Origin of the sequence: Microbulbifer variabilis, assembly GCF_020524905.1 — a bacterium.
Taxonomy (GTDB): Bacteria; Pseudomonadota; Gammaproteobacteria; order Pseudomonadales; family Cellvibrionaceae; genus Microbulbifer; species Microbulbifer variabilis_A.
This window is the reverse complement of record NZ_JAIVKI010000002.1, coordinates 193,305-210,309: the sequence shown is the minus strand read 5'-3', so window position 1 is coordinate 210,309 and position 17,005 is coordinate 193,305. Positions and strand designations below refer to the sequence as shown.

Annotated in this window: 15 protein-coding genes; 3 read left to right on the top strand and 12 right to left on the bottom strand. The window is 51.6% G+C overall.

The window, feature by feature from the left end; translation table 11 throughout:
* Positions 1-25 precede the first annotated feature (25 nt).
* On the top strand, positions 26-559 hold the full coding sequence (locus LC073_RS03900) for an acyloxyacyl hydrolase (RefSeq protein ID WP_226643711.1): 534 nt from the start codon (positions 26-28) through the stop codon (positions 557-559).
* A 59-nt stretch (positions 560-618) separates the two neighbouring features.
* On the opposite strand, the gene LC073_RS03895 is transcribed toward LC073_RS03900, so the two are convergent.
* The 3 genes from LC073_RS03895 to LC073_RS03885 all read right to left on the bottom strand — a co-directional run bounded on the left by LC073_RS03895 (position 619) and on the right by LC073_RS03885 (position 2,736).
* Complete coding sequence (locus LC073_RS03895; protein WP_226643710.1) at positions 619-1,017, bottom strand: hypothetical protein; 399 nt, start codon at positions 1,015-1,017, stop codon at positions 619-621.
* A gap of 27 nt (positions 1,018-1,044) precedes the next feature.
* A complete protein-coding gene (locus LC073_RS03890) occupies positions 1,045-1,542 on the bottom strand; it encodes a hypothetical protein (protein WP_226643709.1) in 498 nt (165 codons plus the stop codon).
* Positions 1,543-1,848: 306 nt separating this feature from the next.
* Positions 1,849-2,736: a LysR family transcriptional regulator gene (locus LC073_RS03885; RefSeq protein WP_226643708.1), complete on the bottom strand. Its 888-nt coding sequence runs from the start codon at positions 2,734-2,736 to the stop codon at positions 1,849-1,851.
* A 124-nt stretch (positions 2,737-2,860) separates the two neighbouring features.
* On the opposite strand from LC073_RS03885, the gene LC073_RS03880 reads away from it, so the two are divergent.
* Both LC073_RS03880 and LC073_RS03875 read left to right on the top strand, forming a co-directional pair.
* Entirely contained in the window at positions 2,861-3,637 is a 777-nt protein-coding gene (locus tag LC073_RS03880) for a ferredoxin--NADP reductase (RefSeq protein WP_226643707.1), read from the top strand.
* A gap of 140 nt (positions 3,638-3,777) precedes the next feature.
* Entirely contained in the window at positions 3,778-4,338 is a 561-nt protein-coding gene (locus tag LC073_RS03875; protein ID WP_226643704.1) for a lipocalin family protein, read from the top strand.
* A gap of 4 nt (positions 4,339-4,342) precedes the next feature.
* Here LC073_RS03875 and LC073_RS03870 read toward each other — a convergent pair whose 3' ends face one another.
* The 9 genes from LC073_RS03870 to LC073_RS03830 all read right to left on the bottom strand — a co-directional run bounded on the left by LC073_RS03870 (position 4,343) and on the right by LC073_RS03830 (position 16,961).
* Positions 4,343-6,025 carry a hypothetical protein gene (locus LC073_RS03870; RefSeq protein WP_226643703.1) on the bottom strand — a complete coding sequence of 561 codons (1,683 nt, stop codon included), beginning with the start codon at positions 6,023-6,025 and terminating at the stop codon, positions 4,343-4,345.
* A 2-nt stretch (positions 6,026-6,027) separates the two neighbouring features.
* Positions 6,028-8,241 (bottom strand): hypothetical protein, encoded by a 2,214-nt coding sequence (locus LC073_RS03865; protein ID WP_226643702.1) that lies wholly within the window; start codon positions 8,239-8,241, stop codon positions 6,028-6,030.
* Positions 8,234-9,454, bottom strand: coding sequence for a BatA domain-containing protein (locus LC073_RS03860; protein ID WP_226643701.1), 1,221 nt, complete (start codon positions 9,452-9,454; stop codon positions 8,234-8,236). The genes LC073_RS03865 and LC073_RS03860 overlap by 8 nt, the downstream gene beginning before the upstream one ends.
* Position 9,455: 1 nt before the next feature.
* The gene (locus LC073_RS03855; RefSeq protein ID WP_226643699.1) at positions 9,456-10,358 is read right to left on the bottom strand and encodes a DUF58 domain-containing protein; all 903 of its coding nucleotides are present in this window, start codon (positions 10,356-10,358) and stop codon (positions 9,456-9,458) included.
* A gap of 5 nt (positions 10,359-10,363) precedes the next feature.
* Complete coding sequence (locus LC073_RS03850; protein ID WP_226643697.1) at positions 10,364-11,362, bottom strand: AAA family ATPase; 999 nt, start codon at positions 11,360-11,362, stop codon at positions 10,364-10,366.
* A 2-nt stretch (positions 11,363-11,364) separates the two neighbouring features.
* Positions 11,365-12,090 (bottom strand): DUF4159 domain-containing protein, encoded by a 726-nt coding sequence (locus LC073_RS03845; RefSeq protein ID WP_226643696.1) that lies wholly within the window; start codon positions 12,088-12,090, stop codon positions 11,365-11,367.
* Between the two features lie 213 nt (positions 12,091-12,303).
* On the bottom strand, positions 12,304-13,935 hold the full coding sequence (locus tag LC073_RS03840) for a TldD/PmbA family protein (RefSeq protein ID WP_226643694.1): 1,632 nt from the start codon (positions 13,933-13,935) through the stop codon (positions 12,304-12,306).
* A 27-nt stretch (positions 13,936-13,962) separates the two neighbouring features.
* Entirely contained in the window at positions 13,963-15,294 is a 1,332-nt protein-coding gene (locus tag LC073_RS03835) for a TldD/PmbA family protein (RefSeq protein WP_226643692.1), read from the bottom strand.
* Positions 15,295-15,329: 35 nt separating this feature from the next.
* A complete protein-coding gene (locus LC073_RS03830; protein ID WP_226643690.1) occupies positions 15,330-16,961 on the bottom strand; it encodes a TldD/PmbA family protein in 1,632 nt (543 codons plus the stop codon).
* Positions 16,962-17,005: the final 44 nt, after the last annotated feature.

The following is a 17,005-nucleotide window of genomic DNA, read 5'->3' as shown; positions in this document are numbered from 1 at the left end:
TAGAACTTTAAATAAGGGATAGCAGATGAAGTGGATACTGGCTGTAATTTCGATAATCTTCTTGGCTCAGCCTGTTTCCGCTGGTGAATTTTTGTTGAGTCTTGGTGGTGGACCACAGCCCGATTCCAAGCAAAATAACAAAACCTTTGGTGTAGATTACTCATTTAAAACGTTTGAGAAAAGTTATCGGCAGCATATTGATATAGGTGTAAGTTACACTGAAGTAAGTACGGATGCCGAAGAGAGTAAACATCTAAGAGCCTTTTCTATTTATCCTCAATTAAATCTATATCCTCGACAAAGGAGTTGGGGACAACCCTATTTTTTTGTACGAGCACTGGGACCTAGTTATATTTCAAGCAATCAGTTAGGTAATCGTAGACAAGACAATAATTTTTCTTTCCAGGCACAAGTGGGGTATGGGGCAAGAATAAACTGGAAAAGTAAGGAAGATTTGGTACTCATGGTTTCTTGGAAGCATTTCTCTAATGCTAACCTGTTTGATGATAATGATGGTATCGATATGCCATTCGTCATAAATTTCGGAGTGAAAATTTAACAGTTTGACTCGGGTGAATATTTCCCCGGTAATGTAAATGTTACCGGGGAAATATTTATTTAGATGGATAGTTCTTTAATAATCGCATCATTTAAATTTCTTACCCAGCGATTATAGTTTCTATGGATAGTGTAATATTTTTCGCTATAATCCAGCATGTCGCTATCTTTATAAGTAATACTATAACTATCCATATCGTATTTTATATCTGCTTCAGCATGATGTTTGCGAACATTAATTGAAGCTGTTATTTGTCCTGGAGCGACCTCGCGACAAATCCAATTTCTTGCAATACATCCCGCGATAATTGATTTTTTAATGGTGTCCTGAGTTTGGGCAGAACCATCAAGACGGTCAGGAATACTTCTTTCTTGTATGTTCATGACCGGGTTACTGGTGCAACCAGCGAGAGTTAATACAAAAGCCGCAGAGAAGAATATTTTCTTAAAATTTTTCATTTAAATTTCTTGTTGGTAGTTTTAAGATTAAATTTCGTGATTTTCCTTCATCCACTTGGCTACATCATTACCAAGTGTATGAACGCAACGTTGGAGAACTTGGCAAGAATTTTTAAAATTTGCACCAAATCCGCCACTAGAATTCCTGGTATTATTAAAGCTATCTACTAATATTCCGTTATTGTAAAGCTCAGCTTCAATTGATACCGATTTCCGATGCCCTAACCAAGCGTTACCAGAGCTCTGGGCATTGAGAATGCTTAGTTTGAGGCTATAGCCTTCTGACTGAAGATCTAGTTCAGGCGTTGAGGAGATATAGTAGCCATATTTACTAAGAAACTTCTGAGCTGAATTAGAAAACTGTGAACCTAGATCCGGGCATTCACTAAGTATATTGGCAGCAATTACTTTCTCATCATGATAGTGCGCTGCTGAATTGACCTTAACGACATCTTTTGCCATTGCTAAAGATGAAATACCTAAAATTGTACCAGCTAGTACGACTTTAAATCTGCTGATATTCATATAGCCTCAAAGGAATACTACAACTGCTGGGAAGTATACAGAGGTAGCCAAATTGATAAATTGTCGATTTTTTATGCGCGATAATTTACCAGATAAAACAGCCTGAAAATAGTGGTTAGACGAACTTTAGAGTAGGTAATCTCTTTGTCGAAAAGTAAGATAAAGGGACTCAATATTCATTTTTTACCCATCAGTCATCTTAAATTTTCTCGACATTGAGACAGATGTATGTTGCCGTCAAAAGCAAAATTTTAAGCAGTTCATATTGTAGCCTTTGGAAGAACTAAACACTTTAAAGGGATTCATTTAATTGTTTCCGATTGATTGACATAACTCCAGCCACCGCTCAATCCCCGCACTCCTATATTTTTGCCGATGCAGGGCGAAGTAAAACTCTCTATGGAAATCTCTTTGTGTTACCGGCAATTCGATCAATGACCCCCGCTTAAGAGCGTCGGCTAAAGAGACCCTGGATAGGCAGCTGATGCCGAGCCCAGCTTCCACGGCTCGCTTAATTGCCTCTGTATGCTGCAGTTCCAACAAAATATGGAGGTTTGGAAGTAATCCGACCATTGCTCGCTCAAAAGTCTGGCGTGTGCCAGAACCGGGTTCCCGGGTAATCCAGGTGGCTTTGAGCAGATCTCTGTCTGTCAGGCGCTTGCGCTTGGCCAGGGGATGAGAGGGGGCACAAAAGACGACCAGTTCGTCGCTGCGCCAGGGAATCATTTCCAGATCCGGGTGGTTAAATTCGCCCTCAATAAGCCCAAGGTCTAACTCAAAGTTGAGCACCCGCTCTGTTATTGCCGAGGTATTGGCGACCTCCAGCTCCACGCGTGTGCCGGGTTGCTCCTCCATGTAGCGCGCCATTACGTTCGCAGCCAGGTAATTGCCAATGGTTAGGGTTGCGCCAATTTTTAGTCGCCCCAGATCTCGATGACTGGCCAGGCTCTGTTCCAGTTCCTGTGCCCGTTCCAGCAGCTCTTCCGCCCTAGGCCATAGTTGCCTACCCAGCTCATTCAGGCGCAAGCGCTTGCCGGTGCGCTCAAACAGGCGCAGCTCAAACTGTTGTTCAAACTCTTTTAGGGCGGTGGAGGCGGCAGATTGTGACATGCTCAGGCTCTCGGCTGCACGGCTCACATTCTCGTGGTGGGCACAGGCCAAGAACACCTCCAGTTGGCGCAAGGTATAGCGCAAAGGGAAATCTCCACTTGATCGTTAAAATAGATAAGGAATATCGAAATATCCCACTTTGCCAATAGATCTTCCAGGGCTAAAATTCAACTATCAAGAGACTCGTGGAATAACCGGTTTTAAGTTTATGTCCAAATTGAATATAGAGAAGGTGTTGGAAGTCCATCATTGGAACGACACCCTGTTTAGCTTTAAGACCACCCGGGATTCGGGTTTTCGCTTTGAGAACGGACATTTCACAATGATCGGTCTGCAGCAGGACAATGGTCGCCCATTACTGCGCGCCTACTCCATTGCCAGCGCAAATTACGAGGATGAGCTGGAATTCTTCAGCATCAAGGTACCCGATGGTCCCCTGACATCCCGCCTGCAGAAGATTGTGCCGGGCGATGAGATCTACGTGAGCCAGAAGCCCACCGGAACTTTGGTTGCGGATCACTTGCTACCCGGCAAGCGCCTTTGGTTGCTGTCTACGGGTACTGGTTTGGCACCTTTCATGAGCATTATCAAAGACCCCACTGTCTACGAACGCTTTGACCAGGTGATACTTACCCACGGTGTTCGCTATGTTTCCGAGCTGGCCTATCAGGAGCATATTGAGAATGAGTTGCCGGAGCACGAGTACTTTGGCGAAATGGTACGCGAGCAATTGCTCTACTATCCGACTGTGACCCGTGAGCCCTATCGCAATACCGGACGCCTGACCGACCTGATGTTGTCTGGCAAGCTCTTCACAGATTTGGGTTTGCCAAAGCCGAATGTTGAAGATGACCGCTTTATGTTGTGCGGTAGCCCGGCGATGTTGAAGGATCTCACCAATATCCTAGATGACTGGGGATTCAAGGAAACACGTGCAGGTGTGCCTCATGAGTATGTGATCGAGCGTGCTTTCGTAGAAAAATAAGTTGGTCTGTCCAATGTTAAAGAAACCACCCTCGCGGTGGTTTTTTTATGGGGGAAATACCCATGATGGAAACTATCCTGACCTTGTGAAACACCTGTCTTTTATCCTGATTCGCGGGCGGATTTGCTGGGAGTCGCTAAATGAAGCTGTTTTCGTTGGGATTATTGCTATTTTCCTTCCTATGGCTGGGAGCCTGCACACGGGTACCGGAGGGGGTAGAGCCAGTACAAAATTTCCAACTACAGCGTTATTTAGGCCATTGGTATGAGATTGCTCGCCTGGATCATTCCTTTGAGCGGGGCCTGACATTGGTAACTGCGGATTACAGCCTCAACCCCGATGGGTCTGTCGCGGTGGTCAATACCGGCTATTCGCAAGGGCGCGATGCCTGGCAGCTTGTGGAAGGGAAGGCTGAGTTTGTCGGTCCCAAGGATGTTGGCCATTTGAAAGTCTCTTTTTTTGGACCTTTCTATTCTTCCTATATCGTTATCGCCCTGTCGGATGACTATCAATATGCGATGGTATCCGGCTATAACAAATCCTATTTGTGGATACTGTCCCGCACTCCGACTATGCCAAAGGATGTGCTGGAGCAGTTTTTGCAGAAGGCTAAGGCGATGGGATATCCCGTCGATCAGCTGATATTCCCCAAGCAGGAAGCACAGCCGGGTAATAAACCTTCGGCGCAGTCCTCAAGATAGTGATTTATTTAATTAGGCTGCGCTCCCGCCACCAGCTAATGCACACTAGTAATAGCAAAATCAGGGCCGGCCACTGGCGTTCAAGCGGTATTTTGCTTGAGTGATTACTTGCTGTTGGTCCTAAACGTGCGGTGGCCATTTGCCGAGTTTCTTTGGTATTTATAGATCGCTGCCACAAGGGCCAGTCCTCTTTGGCAAAAATATAGAAATCCAATGCCGCTTCACCCTTTATATCCGTCTTAAGCTGATGCCAGCCAGAACTCTGTGGCCAGAAGCTGTAGCACTGGCCCCGGGTATTACTGCCTACAGCGGTCCCGCCGCTAGGTTGGGGCTCAGCTTGAGAGCTAAATACGAATGGGCTCTGGTTAGAAAATTTTGGGCTGCACAGGGTGAGGCGTTCATGTATACGGGGTAATTCATCGGAGAGAGTTACTGACCGCTGGCTGCCCAAATACTTGAGTTGATAATCGACAATGGATTTCCACAAACTGGCAAATTCCGCAGTAAAGCCGCTTGTTAGCCAACGATGGCTGTCGCTAAATAGGATAAAACCCAGGTGCTGAGTTTCGGTCGAACGCCCCCAGAAAAGAGGGACTTCTCCATTTCCTAGTAAGAAGTCACTGGAGCCGGGCTGCACGGCTATAAAGCCAAGATTGCGCAATGTGGGAGTCCCCGGGTTGTTCGCTTTTTGGTAGCCAAAGCCAGAATGTAATTGGGTAGCTTCTCCCTTTTGTAGAGGCATGGAATGGGCAGCGGCGTATTGGAGAAACTCTTCAGAGCTATCGTCACTGACCAACCACAATAGTGACTTTGTTGTGGCTATTGCGTTGAGCCGATGCTTTTGCTCAATGGAAAATTGTGGCCACAAACTACTATCAAGAATTATTAAATCGAAGGGGCTCTCGTCTACAAGTAAGTCCGCAGACTCGATAAATGGCAATCTATTCAGGGTTTCTTTTCTTATAATTTTAGGTGCCAACTGAGTCATCACCTGTGCTGGAACGCCGGATTGACGTAACCAGCGGGAAAGGGCGGCTGTCTCGAAAGAAGGGCGTGCGAGCCAAAGCAATACTTTGGGCTGGAGCGGTTCCCGCACCAGAATGGGTAAGGGATTTGAATGGGACCCGCCAGCTTTGCTTTCAATTCGTACTCGGTATAGCTGGGGACCTGCAAGTTTTGGCGTGGTGGTGAGTTGTGCCTGTACTTTTTCTCCCGCATGCAGCTCAAGATTTTCCTCGATATGGCCGTAGGGATTTAGCAGGCTAATTTGTGTGTTTTCTGCCAGTGGTTGTCTGCTGTAAATCTTTAACTTTAGAGAACCCCCCAAGGTAATTTGCCGCTGCCAGTCGAACTCCCAGCCGGTATTCGATAACTGGGTCTTTGATAACTCCAGGCGCACCGGTGCCAGGTCTCGCAGGTTGTCGCGGCTGAGTGGCTTGCCATTGAGAGAGATACTTTCCACCCCTTTGAGATTTAGCGGATGTGAGCTCGCCAGCGCTTTGCTATCGACAGAGATATGGTGCTCGGCAGGAATTATTGGCGGAGGCTGCCAGAGCATCCAGGCACTGAACCAAATGGCTAGTTGCAGGCCACAGTCGAGTGGTTTGGCACGTCGACGGTGTCGCAACAGTAAAAGTGATGCTATACAGGCCAACAGGCATAGGGCGGGTATCAATAACTCAATCACAGTTACGTCTCCCCCTGCTTGTGTAGCCAACGGCTGAAATGGCCATTTGCTTCGGTTTGTAAAGGCAGTGAAGGCGCAGACTCCGGTGCAGGCAGTAACTGATAAAGCAGCTGATTAAGGGAGCCCTTGCAGTCGGCGCAGTCTGGTTGTTGGTGGCGCTGTTGGTATAAGCGCAGCTGTTTGGAGAGCTCCAAGCCGAGATCTTGTGATTGCTTTGCGGCGAGTTTATTGACTTGCTTTACCAACTCCGGGTCGAGTTCGATCCCAACCCTTACCTGTTCCATTAAGGTGAGCAGCTGTGCTCTTTGTTTTTGTTCAAAGGCACTGCTAACGGTTTCAGGCGCTACTTCTTCCCTTTCTCCGCTGAAGCGGCGGCTTTCGTCTATGGGCGGCGCTTCGAAGCCAATTCTCTGCAAGTAAATACGCGAGGCCTGTTGTACTTCCTTGATAAAGCGCAGAGCCCGGTGCTGATGGGGCAGGGAGGCCTGAGGTTCTATTACTGAAAGGTCGCGCCAGGAACTCCACATAGCATTCAGAGCGCTGCGCAGTAACTCCTTGGTTTGTGGGTCAAACAGGGTGGCATGTTCAGAACTGTCATGTAGATGTCCGGCAGAGGCGGCTATGCGAGCTGCCTGTTCGAAATGGGAATCCCGCTGGGCAAAAGGAGTGGCAGTTTCTTCGCTGTGTGCCTTATGTTCATTCTTCTCTGAATAATGGTGACTATCGTCGTGTTCGGATTCCTCTTCAGACGTGTGCTGTTCACCCTCTTCTTCAGGGTGTCCCTCTTCTGAATCCTCCTCACCGAGAAAACGGCCGTAGCGCAAACGCAACAGATTCTGTTCATAGGCCAAGCCTTCAGAGCGTTTGCGAAACTCCTCCGGCTGTAACTGCTCGCGCTCAGCTAATAGAGCTTCGGTATCAATAATCAGTTGGCGTTGGCTGCGGAAATACTCCGGCAAGACTTTAATCGCCATACCTTCGCTATCGCTCAGCCCAAAAATTTCCTCCTGTGGCCAACGCAAAATAAAGTGCTGACTCTTGGCCACGTTAGCGCTGGGCTCCCGGTTATCCCTGGCTTCAAGATACCAATAGAGTTCATCGCCCGCCTCCATGGAAAACCGGTGGATGGGCAGGGTGAAATCGTAACGAACTTCTTTATTGTTTGCCGAGGGGCTTATAGATAAAGGAGCGGACTGCAAGCTGGTGAGTGCAATGCGCTCCTCGCGAAAGCGTAAATTTTCCCCGGTGCCGCTGGTGAGGGTGACCAATAAATCCGCAGAGCTCACCTGATAATCATCATTAATGATCACTTTCACGGGAATATCTTCGGTGCTCCCTTGAATGGTATCGACGCGCAGACTGGGAGCCTCAAAGGTAAACTCAGGGGCATTATCTTTTTGCGCTCGGATATTGTGAATTTCCGGCAATAGTATTTGGCTCTCCGCGAGTTGCACTGAGAGCTGGTAAAAGTCTGCCTTGGCGATAGTGCGTTGTAATTGCCATTTTTTACTAGGTAGACCACCTAGCGGAGAAAAGGCAAAGCGCTCAGCTTCGGCCAACATTTCCAGTCCTTGCACAGGCTGATTCAATTCAAGTTGCCACTCGACTTTGGATTGCTCTGGTACATCGACTTGTAGGGATTGGCTGTCGTCTGCGAGCCCAGTGTAGGCGGGCGGCTGGATATAGGTTGCCGCGCGTGTTACTTCGACAACGGGAATAGCGGTATTTTGTTGCGTGGTCTCGGTTTTTTCCCCAATGACGTGAGAATCGCTCAGTACAAATAACAATAGTCCCAAGCAGGCACCGAAGGCATTTGCCAGGGCACTGCGCAGTCTTTTTGGACCGAAAGATGATTTATCGCCACTTTTCAGTAATTGTCGCAGCTCTGTTTCGACACGCGCACGCTGCAATTGCTGCAATGGACTTAGGTTGGTTTCCTGCTGCCTAAGCAGCTGGCTGCTGTCTTGCAGCTGTGGATATTGACCATCCAATTGTCGGCATAGGCGGTTAGAGCTTGGGCGCCAGGTGCGATCCAATAGAATTGCTGTAACAACAATTCCAAGCCAGGCGGGCAATAGCCACTGGGGCCAGCCAATTACAAAAACACCGAAGCCGGCCAGAAGGCTGAGGCCGGTGGCGAGCCAGAGGTAGGGTCGCAGGGCTGTCAGTTGCCAGCGTCTACGCACAGCATCCATGGTTGGCAGGCTCTTATCCATGGCTTGCCACTCTGTTACGTCTGGTTGCCATATTGGCTGGAGACCGCGATAGGGCAATTAGGCGTTCAAAAGCCAGCAGTAACAGTAAGGCGATGATCAACCAGGGTTGCAGTTGTTTAATTCGACGGTTTTCCACTTCAGTATCTGCTACAGGAAGGTCTGCCCCAGCTATGTCTGCCCCTATTGCGTTAGCAGACCAGTGGCCACGATTTTGGTGCTGTAGCGCCCAGTCTTGCCCAGACCATTGCTGCCATAAGCGTTCAGGCAAATCTGCGCGGCGATAAAACGCCTCGCTGTGCCAGTCGTCTTGGTAGCGCAGCCAGCTCCCCCGTCCAATTGAGGCCGCCTGAATTGATTGACTGTTATCCACCGTATCGAAGTTGAGGTTATCGAAAGGTGGGATACTGTTGTCGGTGATTAACAGGCCGCCGCTTGTCACAAACTCCAGCAAAGCTTGTGGCAGGGGAGCGGTGTCTGTGTAGATAAGCCAATCCGTTTGCCCGACGCTGGGCGCCTCTTCTTGTTCCAGAATGTGCACCGATAGTCCCGGCATGCTGCTGTGCCAGTCTTCCAGCACTGGCGCCCACCAATCGGGCGCTTTGCCCATTAAAGCGATACTCGGTAACACTGGGCTTAGAGCTGTGGATGGTTTATCGAGGCTGTGCCACTGCCAGTGGGGGCTGACTCTCAGTGCTTGATGGGAAGTTGGAACCCCGTTGTTTATCAACAGGATATGAGCCCTGCGTAAATCCGCGCGACGTGATAGCTGCGTTAGAGTTTTCCACAGGTCCACATTTTGTGGTGGGGGTGCGGTTATGGAAGGCGTTTCTGGGGATAACCACAGTACTTTGTAATCTTCCCCTAGAAGCTGCGGTAGTGAACTGTGGATAAATGTATTCGCTTCGCTCGACTCAATTCTGGGGTCCAACAGTATCACCCCCTCTTGGGGATAAATTTCCCGTTTTATCAGCGGCTGTGCTAACAAACTTGCCAGCAGGGCGACGATTAGTAGGCGCAATAGCAGTAGCCACTTGTTATCCACAATGGGGCGGTGAGCGCGACTCTGTGAATATCTTTGTACCCATTGCAGCGCAGCAAAGGAGATCTGCTGTGGATTACTTCGACGCAGCAAATGAATGGCGATAGGGATAATCAGGGCTGTGAAAAGCCATAGCCACTGTGGGGATTGAAATACGTTAGTTATCCACAACATCTCAGCACAACCTGTCGTGCAGTTGAATAAATTGCCGCAATGACTTTTCCACAGGCTGCTCGATAAGATCGGTCTGTAGTGAACAGGCCTGCGCGGCAAAGCGCGCTTTTAACTCGCTCTGTGCTTGGGCAAAAGCGTCCAGATAAGACTGGCGTTGTCGCTCGGCGTCCACTTCTAAAGTTGCGGGAGTACTGGCGCTTACTTCTGGATTGAGCAGCTTTAGCTCTCCACCAAAGGGAAAGGTCTGTTCGGCTTCCACTAACAACTGCAGTGGTAGGCAGGGGCGGCCGGCGGCATGCAGGCGTGCGGCAAAATCGCTGATCTCATTACCCTGTTGAAAAAAATCACTCAGCAACACCACCTGGCAGGGGCGTTCGAAGTATTGCCACAGCGGCGCCAGCTGAGAAGGATCTGGCCAGTGGTCGCTAGCTTTAAGTTTTTGTAGTTGCAGGGCGATTTGGCGTTGGTGGCCCTCGCCCCGGCCTTCGGGCACATAAACGGTCTGTCGGTTGTTAAATGCCAGTAGGGAAAAGCTATCTCCCTGGGCGTTGAGCAGCCAGCACAGGCTGGCGATCCAGCATTTGGCGTAATGCAGTTTATTCAGGCTGGGCTCGATAAAGCTCGCCTGGCCCAGAGAGGCACTGGTATCGAGCACAAAGCACAGGTGCATGCGGCTCTCCTGCTCGGTCTCGCGCACAAAGTAGCGATCGCTGCGGGCGAACAGTTTCCAGTCGATATGGCGGATGGAGTCACCCGCTTGATAGCCGCGGTATTGGTGAAATTCCAGACCGGTGCCACGGCGCTGGCTGTGTTGCACACCGAGCATCACGCCCTCGGCGATATGCCGCGACAGCCACACCAGATCGCGACAACTGGCCAGGGTTTTGGGGGACAGGTATTCCATGTCGATCAGTCCCGGCCCGGTTCAGGCACCGCTGCTAGTAATGCGTCAATCAGCTGTGGCATCTGTACGCCATCGGCCTGGGCCTGGAAGCTGAGCAGCACGCGGTGGCGCAATACTGGCAGTAGCAGGCTGCGGATATCCTCACGGGTGACGGCGAGGCGCCGCTGCAAAAGGGCCCGTGCCTTGGCGGCGAGAATCAGAGCCTGCCCCGCTCGGGGACCGGCGCCCCACTTGATCCACTGTTGCAGGGTATCGCTACCGCTGGTTTCCATGCGGGTGGCGCGCACTAGTGCCGCCACGTAGCGGTACAAGTCGTCGCTCACATGAATTTCCCGCACCAGTTGCTGCATTTCGCGCAATTGCTCCGCATCCAAGCTGGGGCTGGGTTTGACTCTGGCGGCCCCGGTAGTGGAGCGCAGGATTTCCACTTCATCCTGCTCATCGGGATAGTCGATATGAATATTTAACAGGAAGCGGTCTAGCTGCGCCTCCGGCAGCGGATAAGTGCCGGCCTGTTCGATGGGATTTTGTGTGGCCAGCACGAAATAGGGATCGGGCAATTTCAGCGTTTTGCCACCCACGGTTACCGAGCCCTCCTGCATGGACTCCAATAGGGCTGCCTGGGTCTTCGGCGGCGTGCGGTTAATTTCATCGGCGAGCAGGATATTGGTAAATACCGGGCCACGCTGGAATTTAAAAAAGCGTTTGCCGGTGCTGTGATCCTCTTCGAGGATCTCACTGCCGAGAATATCTCCGGGCATTAAATCCGGGGTGAACTGCACCCGCTTAAAATCCAGCGCACTGGCATCGGCGAGGGTTTTTACCAGCAGGGTTTTACCCAACCCCGGCACCCCTTCGAGCAGGGCGTGTCCCCCGGCCAACAGGCAGATCAGCATCTGCTCCACTACGGGCTTCTGGCCGACAATTACCCGCGCAATCTCCTGTTGCAGATTGTCGAGGCTGTGAAGTTGTTCTTCGATACTATTTTCCAGGGTGGTCAGCATAATCAGCTCGTCAGTGCGTAAATAACAAGGTTCACCGCAAATTTTGTGTTGTCGATGGCAAGCCAGCGCTTGTTGCGGTAGTCGTAGTCCCATTCGCAGCCGAAATCCTTGTTGCTGTAGAGCACGGCGATGCGGCCGTTAACAACAATGGCTTTTAGATAATCGTGTACCAGATCATCGCCCCAGCCATTTAACTCAAAGCTGGTTACCGGCAATTCATCAAATTGGAAGAAACAGCGGTAGAGGTCGTGATCATCGGGGAGTTTTTGCAGGCAGTCTTTGCCAAACAGCTCGGCCATTTGTGTTTCGAAGGATTTGGCAAAGAGACCGTCGATATCGTGGTTGCAGTCGTCGACAAATACAAAGCCGCCGCGATTGACGTAATCGCGAAAATTCTTTGCCTCTTCCTTGGTGAACTGCACCAGCTTGTGACCGGCCAGATAGCAGAAAGGGGCCAGCAGCATTTTCTTATCGGCCAGCGGCACTATGTGTTCTTTGGGATCGACCCTGAGGTTGGTGTATTCCACTAGCGAGTTGAGCAGGTTAGAGGGCATGCGCTGATCCACATCCCAGTCACCGGACTCGTACATTAAGCGGGTGAAATAAAAATCGTAGAGTTCCGGCGCGCTACCCGGGGCGGTATTTTGCGCGCGTGTACCCAGTGGCAGCGCTGCAGCGCAGCTACCCAGGATCAGGCGCTGGAGAAAAGCCTTGCGGGTGAGGGACACGGGATAACTCTATTACTGCGTTGGTTTTTATTGTCGGGAGCGAAGGGAAGAAGGTGCTCCGTTCGAGACATGCTGTGAATACATCCCTGTACGCTCGTAATCGGCATCCATGCCTCATACGGTCCCGAACGGAGCACCTTCTTTCCTTCTACCTACTTTTTTCAATGCTGGGAGCTGACCGGTTTTCGGTCTGCCGCCAGCATGGATCAATGATCATCCCAGCTTGCGCTTGGTGTTGATCACATTGATACCGTTAAAACGAGCGGTGGCACTGCCGTGGGATACGGCACTGCTCTGGCTGGGCTGCCCCTTGCCATCAAAGAAAGAGCCTCCCAGACGGTAGTCGCGTTTGTCACATACCTGCGAGCAGGCATTCCAGAATTCCTGGGTGTTGGACTGGTAAGCGACGTCCTCCACCATGCCGGTAATTTTGCCGTCTTCAATTTCGTAGAACAGCTGACCACCGAACTGGAAGTTGTAGCGCTGCTGGTCGATAGAGAAGGAGCCGTCACCGATAATGTAGATGCCTTTCTCCACATCCTTGATCATGTCGTCAACGCTCAGCTCTTTCTTGCCTGGTGATAGCGAGACGTTGGCCATACGCTGGAATTGCACGCTGGACCAGCTGTCGGCGTAGCAGCAGCCCTGGGATTCCTTCTGCCCCAGCATATGCACCTGATCGCGGATGGCCTGGTAGTTCACCAGAACGCCGTCCTTTATCAGATCCCATTTATCGGTTTTCACGCCCTCATCGTCATAGCCGACGGCGCCAAGGGAGCCGGGCTGCACCTTATCGGCAAAAATATTGACCTTTTCGCTGCCGTATTGGAATTTGCCACTGCGCCATTTATCCATAGTGGCAAAAGAGGTGCCGGCGAAGTTGGCCTCATAGCCGAGCACGCGGTCCAGTTCCAGCGGGTGGCCGACGGATTCATGGATAGTGAGCCAAAGGTGGCTTGGGTCCAGCACCAGGTCGTACTTGCCTGGTTTTACCGATTTAGCGGTGAGCTTTTCCTTGGCCTGTTGCGCCGCCAGGCGTGCATCTTCGGCCATATCATAGGAATCGCGGTAGAGCACCGTCTGCGATTGGATCTTGTCTTCGGCGCGGCCATCCAGGTATTCAAAGCCGCGTCCTACTGGCTGGCTGAGGCCCTGGCGGTTGCGAAAGCCGCCGGTTTTCTTGTCCACCGCAGTTACCCAGAAGGGCGCCCACAAACGGTGAACATCCTGGTCGATATAGGAGCCGTCGGTAGAGGCAAAATACTTTTGCTCGTTGACCAGGTACAGCATGGAGTTGATAAAGCTGGCACCCGCATCCATTGCGGACTTATTCACGTCCATCAATAGATCCACCTTGTCGGCCAGAGGGATCTGCATGGCATTTTTTTGGATTGGTGTCTGCCAGCTGATTTCGCCGTGGCCTTTTACCGGGGCCAGTTGTACTGGCTCCTGCTGGTACTTGGCGTTGGCCTTGGCGGTGGCAACCGCCTGGCGGGTGGCGCGGGCGACGCCATCGGCAGTCAGGTCATTGGTAGCGGCAAAACCCCAGGTGCCGTTGGCAATGACCCGAATACCCATACCGATAGATTCGGTATTCACCACATCCTGGACCTTCATCTCGCGGGTAACCACGTACTGGTTCAGGTAGCGGCCAATGCGCACATCGGCATAAGTAGCGCCGAGTTTCGTGGCGGTATTCAGGGCCACATCGGCAAATTCTTTTTTAACTGCAAGATCGATTCCGCTTTGCGTCAGTTTACTCTCGGCCACCAGATTGCCGGACAGCGGCAACATGGAAACACCCAGGCCGGCACCGCTGAGCTGGAGAAATTTTCTTCTATCCATTTTGTTATCCTCAATTGGTGCTGGCGGTTATACGGCGTCGGAAAGGCTGCTGAAGGTGAAGTCGCGTACCTTCAACGCGGGAATCATGGCGGACATGTCCCACATGCTTACGCGCTGGGGTATCCCCATATCCTCAATATTGTTGAGCATAATCACCGGACTCTCGTTGAAGCGGAAGTTCTTCACCGGGTATTTGATCTTGCCGTTTTCGATATAGAAGGTGCCGTCGCGGGTGAGGCCGGTCAGCAGCATGGACTGGGGATCGACCATACGGATATACCAGGTGCGGGTTACCAGGATGCCGCGACGAGTATTTTTGATCAGGGCTTCGGTGGTTTTATCGCCGCCGACCATAATCAGGTTGTTAGGCTCGGGCACCACTTCGCCTTTGCTTTGCTCGGCCCAGTAGCGGTCGCGCACCAGATTTTTCACTACACCATCTTTCACCCAGTCGGTGCGTTGCAATCTCATAAAGTCGTTGTCGGTCCAGGGCTGTGCCGGCACATCGAGATTGGTGGGATCGGAGTAGAAGTGTACGCGCTTGTCGAACATCTTCTCGCCGGTACGGTTGCCGCCGCCCTTCTTGCTCATAAAGCTGCGGCCTTCGTCGGCACTGCGCGCATCAAAGCCGCTCATCATATAACCCACCAAGCCGGACACCGCATTGGGTTCCAGAATTACGGTGTACTTGCCCGGCTCCAGGGCGCGGGCTTCTTGGGACAGTACCGCCTTGTCGATGGCTACAGAGGAAGTGCTGCCGGTATTCATCGCGCCGAAATCGGTAACATCACTTTCGGCCCAACCCGAACCCAAGCCATTCTCGGTGCGCATGGTCACGGTGAAGTTGGCGGAAGTGGAGGCGTGGTAGCCGAACAAGCCCTTGCTAGTGGCGACTGCGGCAAAAGAGCGCTCGTCCTCCAGGTAACCTGCGGCAACCACTTTCTTTTCCTTGGCTGCAATAATGGAATCTGCCGCTGCCTTGGCGCGCTGGTCTGGGGTGATATCCGCAGTGGACTTGGCAAAGCCGTCTACGCTGACATATTTCTGTGGGCCCAGCATCGGCATGGCTTCCGGATTTTCCGGCGACAGCTTGGCCAGCTCTTCCGCGCGGCGCATCACTTTTTCCAGGGAGGCATCGCTGAATTCGTTGATGGTAGCTACACCGGACTTCTTACCGAAACGGGCCTCCACAGCCAGCTCGATATCATTGACGATGCCACTGGTGGAAACACTATTGCGCGCGTAGCGAATATTACCGGTCTCGCTGCCGGCCAGCTGCGCGCTGGCTTCATCGGCGCGGCTGTATTTTAAAACCTTGTCGAGAATACGCTTCGCTTCACTTCTACTTAGAATTGCCATTGCCTTTCCTCCAATTATTTATTCTTGTGCGCTCTTCAGGAAATCTTGCGCTTGGTATTGATTACATTAATTTTGTCAAAACGGGTGGTGGAACAGCCGTGGGATACCGCGCTCACCTGGCTGGGCTGGCCCTTGCCATCGAAGAAGGTACCACCCAGGCGGTAATCACTGCTGTCGCAAATCGCTGAGCAGGAGTTCCAGAATCCCTGGGTGTTGGATTGGTAGGCGACATCCTCAACCTGGCCGACGATCTCGCCGTTTTTGATCTCGTAGAACAGCTGTCCGCCGAACTGGAAGTTGTAGCGCTGCTGATCGATGGAGTAGGAGCCGCGCCCGACAATGTAAATGCCTTTTTCCACATCGCCGATCATGTCTTTAGCCGAGTACTTTTTCTCGCCGGGAGCCAGTGAGACATTGGGCATCCGCTGGAATTGCACGCTGGACCAACTATCGCCGTAGCTGCAGCCAAGGGATTCCTTTTGGTCGATCATATGCACCTGATCGCGGGTCGCCTGGTAGTTCACCAGGATGCCATCTTTCACCAAATCCCAGCGCTTGGTTTTTACGCCTTCGTCGTCATAGGCAACGGCACCGAGGGAACCCGGCTGCACCTTGTCGGCAAACAGGGTGACTTTGTCACTGCCGTACTGGAACTTGCCGCTGCGCCACTTATCCAGAGTGGCGAAGGAAGTTCCGGCGTAGTTGGCCTCATAGCCCAGTACGCGGTCCAGCTCCAGTGGGTGACCCACGGATTCATGGATAGTGAGGCACAGGTGCGAGGGTTCCAGAACCAAGTCATATTTGCCTGGCTCGATAGACTTGGCCGATAGCTTGGCCTTGGCCTGTTCGGCGGCAAGCACCGCATCTTCGGCCATATCATAGGAGGCTTTATAGAGCGTCGTCTGTCCGCGAATTTTGTCTTTCTCATGACCCGCCAGGTATTCATAGCCTCTTCCCACCGGGTCGCTGAGACCATTGCGGGTTTTAAAGGCACCACTTTTCTTATCCACGGCAGTTACCTGCAGTGGCGCCCACAGGCGGTGGATATCCTGATCGATATAAGAACCGTCGCTGGAAGCGAAGTACTTCTGCTCATTCACCAAATACAGGGCTGACTGGATATAACTGGCTCCAGCTTCGAGTGCGCTGTTATTGACCTCCATGAGGAACTCAACTTTTTCACTGATGGGCACCTGTAGGGCATTTTTCTGAATCGGAGTTTGCCAGGAAACCTCACCGACCCCTTTAACCGGTGCCAGTCGCACGGGCTCCGTTTGGTATTTGGCGTTGGCCTTGGCCACGGCAACCGCCTGGCGTGCGGCGCGGGCGACGCCATCGGCGGTAAGGTCATTGGTAGCGGCAAAACCCCAGGTGCCATTGGCAATCACGCGAATACCAGCGCCGAGGGATTCCGTATTGACGATATCCTCCACGTTGGTTTCGCGGGTCATAACGTACTGGTTGAGATAGCGACCAATGCGCACGTCGGTATAACTGGCCCCGGCCTTGCGCGCCGTGTTCAGAACTACATCGGCCAGGTGTCGTTTTTGCGAGCTGTGCATACCCTCGTTGAGTAACTGCTCGGCGCAAACCTGAATGCCTTGCAGAGGTAACAAAATACCACTGGAGCCAGCGCCGGCAATCTTGAGGAATTTTCTTCTTTCCATTGGCTACCTTTGTCCCCTCAATGGGATTTGGGGGATATGATTAT

Coding starts and splice junctions, on each gene's coding strand:
- LC073_RS03875 (WP_226643704.1), top strand. CDS start 3,778: ATGAAGCTGTTTTCGTTGGGATTATTGCTATTTTCCTTCCTATGGCTG.
- LC073_RS03860 (WP_226643701.1), bottom strand. CDS start 9,454: ATGTTGTGGATAACTAACGTATTTCAATCCCCACAGTGGCTATGGCTT.
- LC073_RS03850 (WP_226643697.1), bottom strand. CDS start 11,362: ATGCTGACCACCCTGGAAAATAGTATCGAAGAACAACTTCACAGCCTC.
- LC073_RS03895 (WP_226643710.1), bottom strand. CDS start 1,017: ATGAAAAATTTTAAGAAAATATTCTTCTCTGCGGCTTTTGTATTAACT.
- LC073_RS03835 (WP_226643692.1), bottom strand. CDS start 15,294: ATGGCAATTCTAAGTAGAAGTGAAGCGAAGCGTATTCTCGACAAGGTT.
- LC073_RS03830 (WP_226643690.1), bottom strand. CDS start 16,961: ATGGAAAGAAGAAAATTCCTCAAGATTGCCGGCGCTGGCTCCAGTGGT.
- LC073_RS03855 (WP_226643699.1), bottom strand. CDS start 10,358: ATGGAATACCTGTCCCCCAAAACCCTGGCCAGTTGTCGCGATCTGGTG.
- LC073_RS03880 (WP_226643707.1), top strand. CDS start 2,861: ATGTCCAAATTGAATATAGAGAAGGTGTTGGAAGTCCATCATTGGAAC.
- LC073_RS03840 (WP_226643694.1), bottom strand. CDS start 13,935: ATGGATAGAAGAAAATTTCTCCAGCTCAGCGGTGCCGGCCTGGGTGTT.
- LC073_RS03890 (WP_226643709.1), bottom strand. CDS start 1,542: ATGAATATCAGCAGATTTAAAGTCGTACTAGCTGGTACAATTTTAGGT.
- LC073_RS03865 (WP_226643702.1), bottom strand. CDS start 8,241: ATGGATAAGAGCCTGCCAACCATGGATGCTGTGCGTAGACGCTGGCAA.
- LC073_RS03900 (WP_226643711.1), top strand. CDS start 26: ATGAAGTGGATACTGGCTGTAATTTCGATAATCTTCTTGGCTCAGCCT.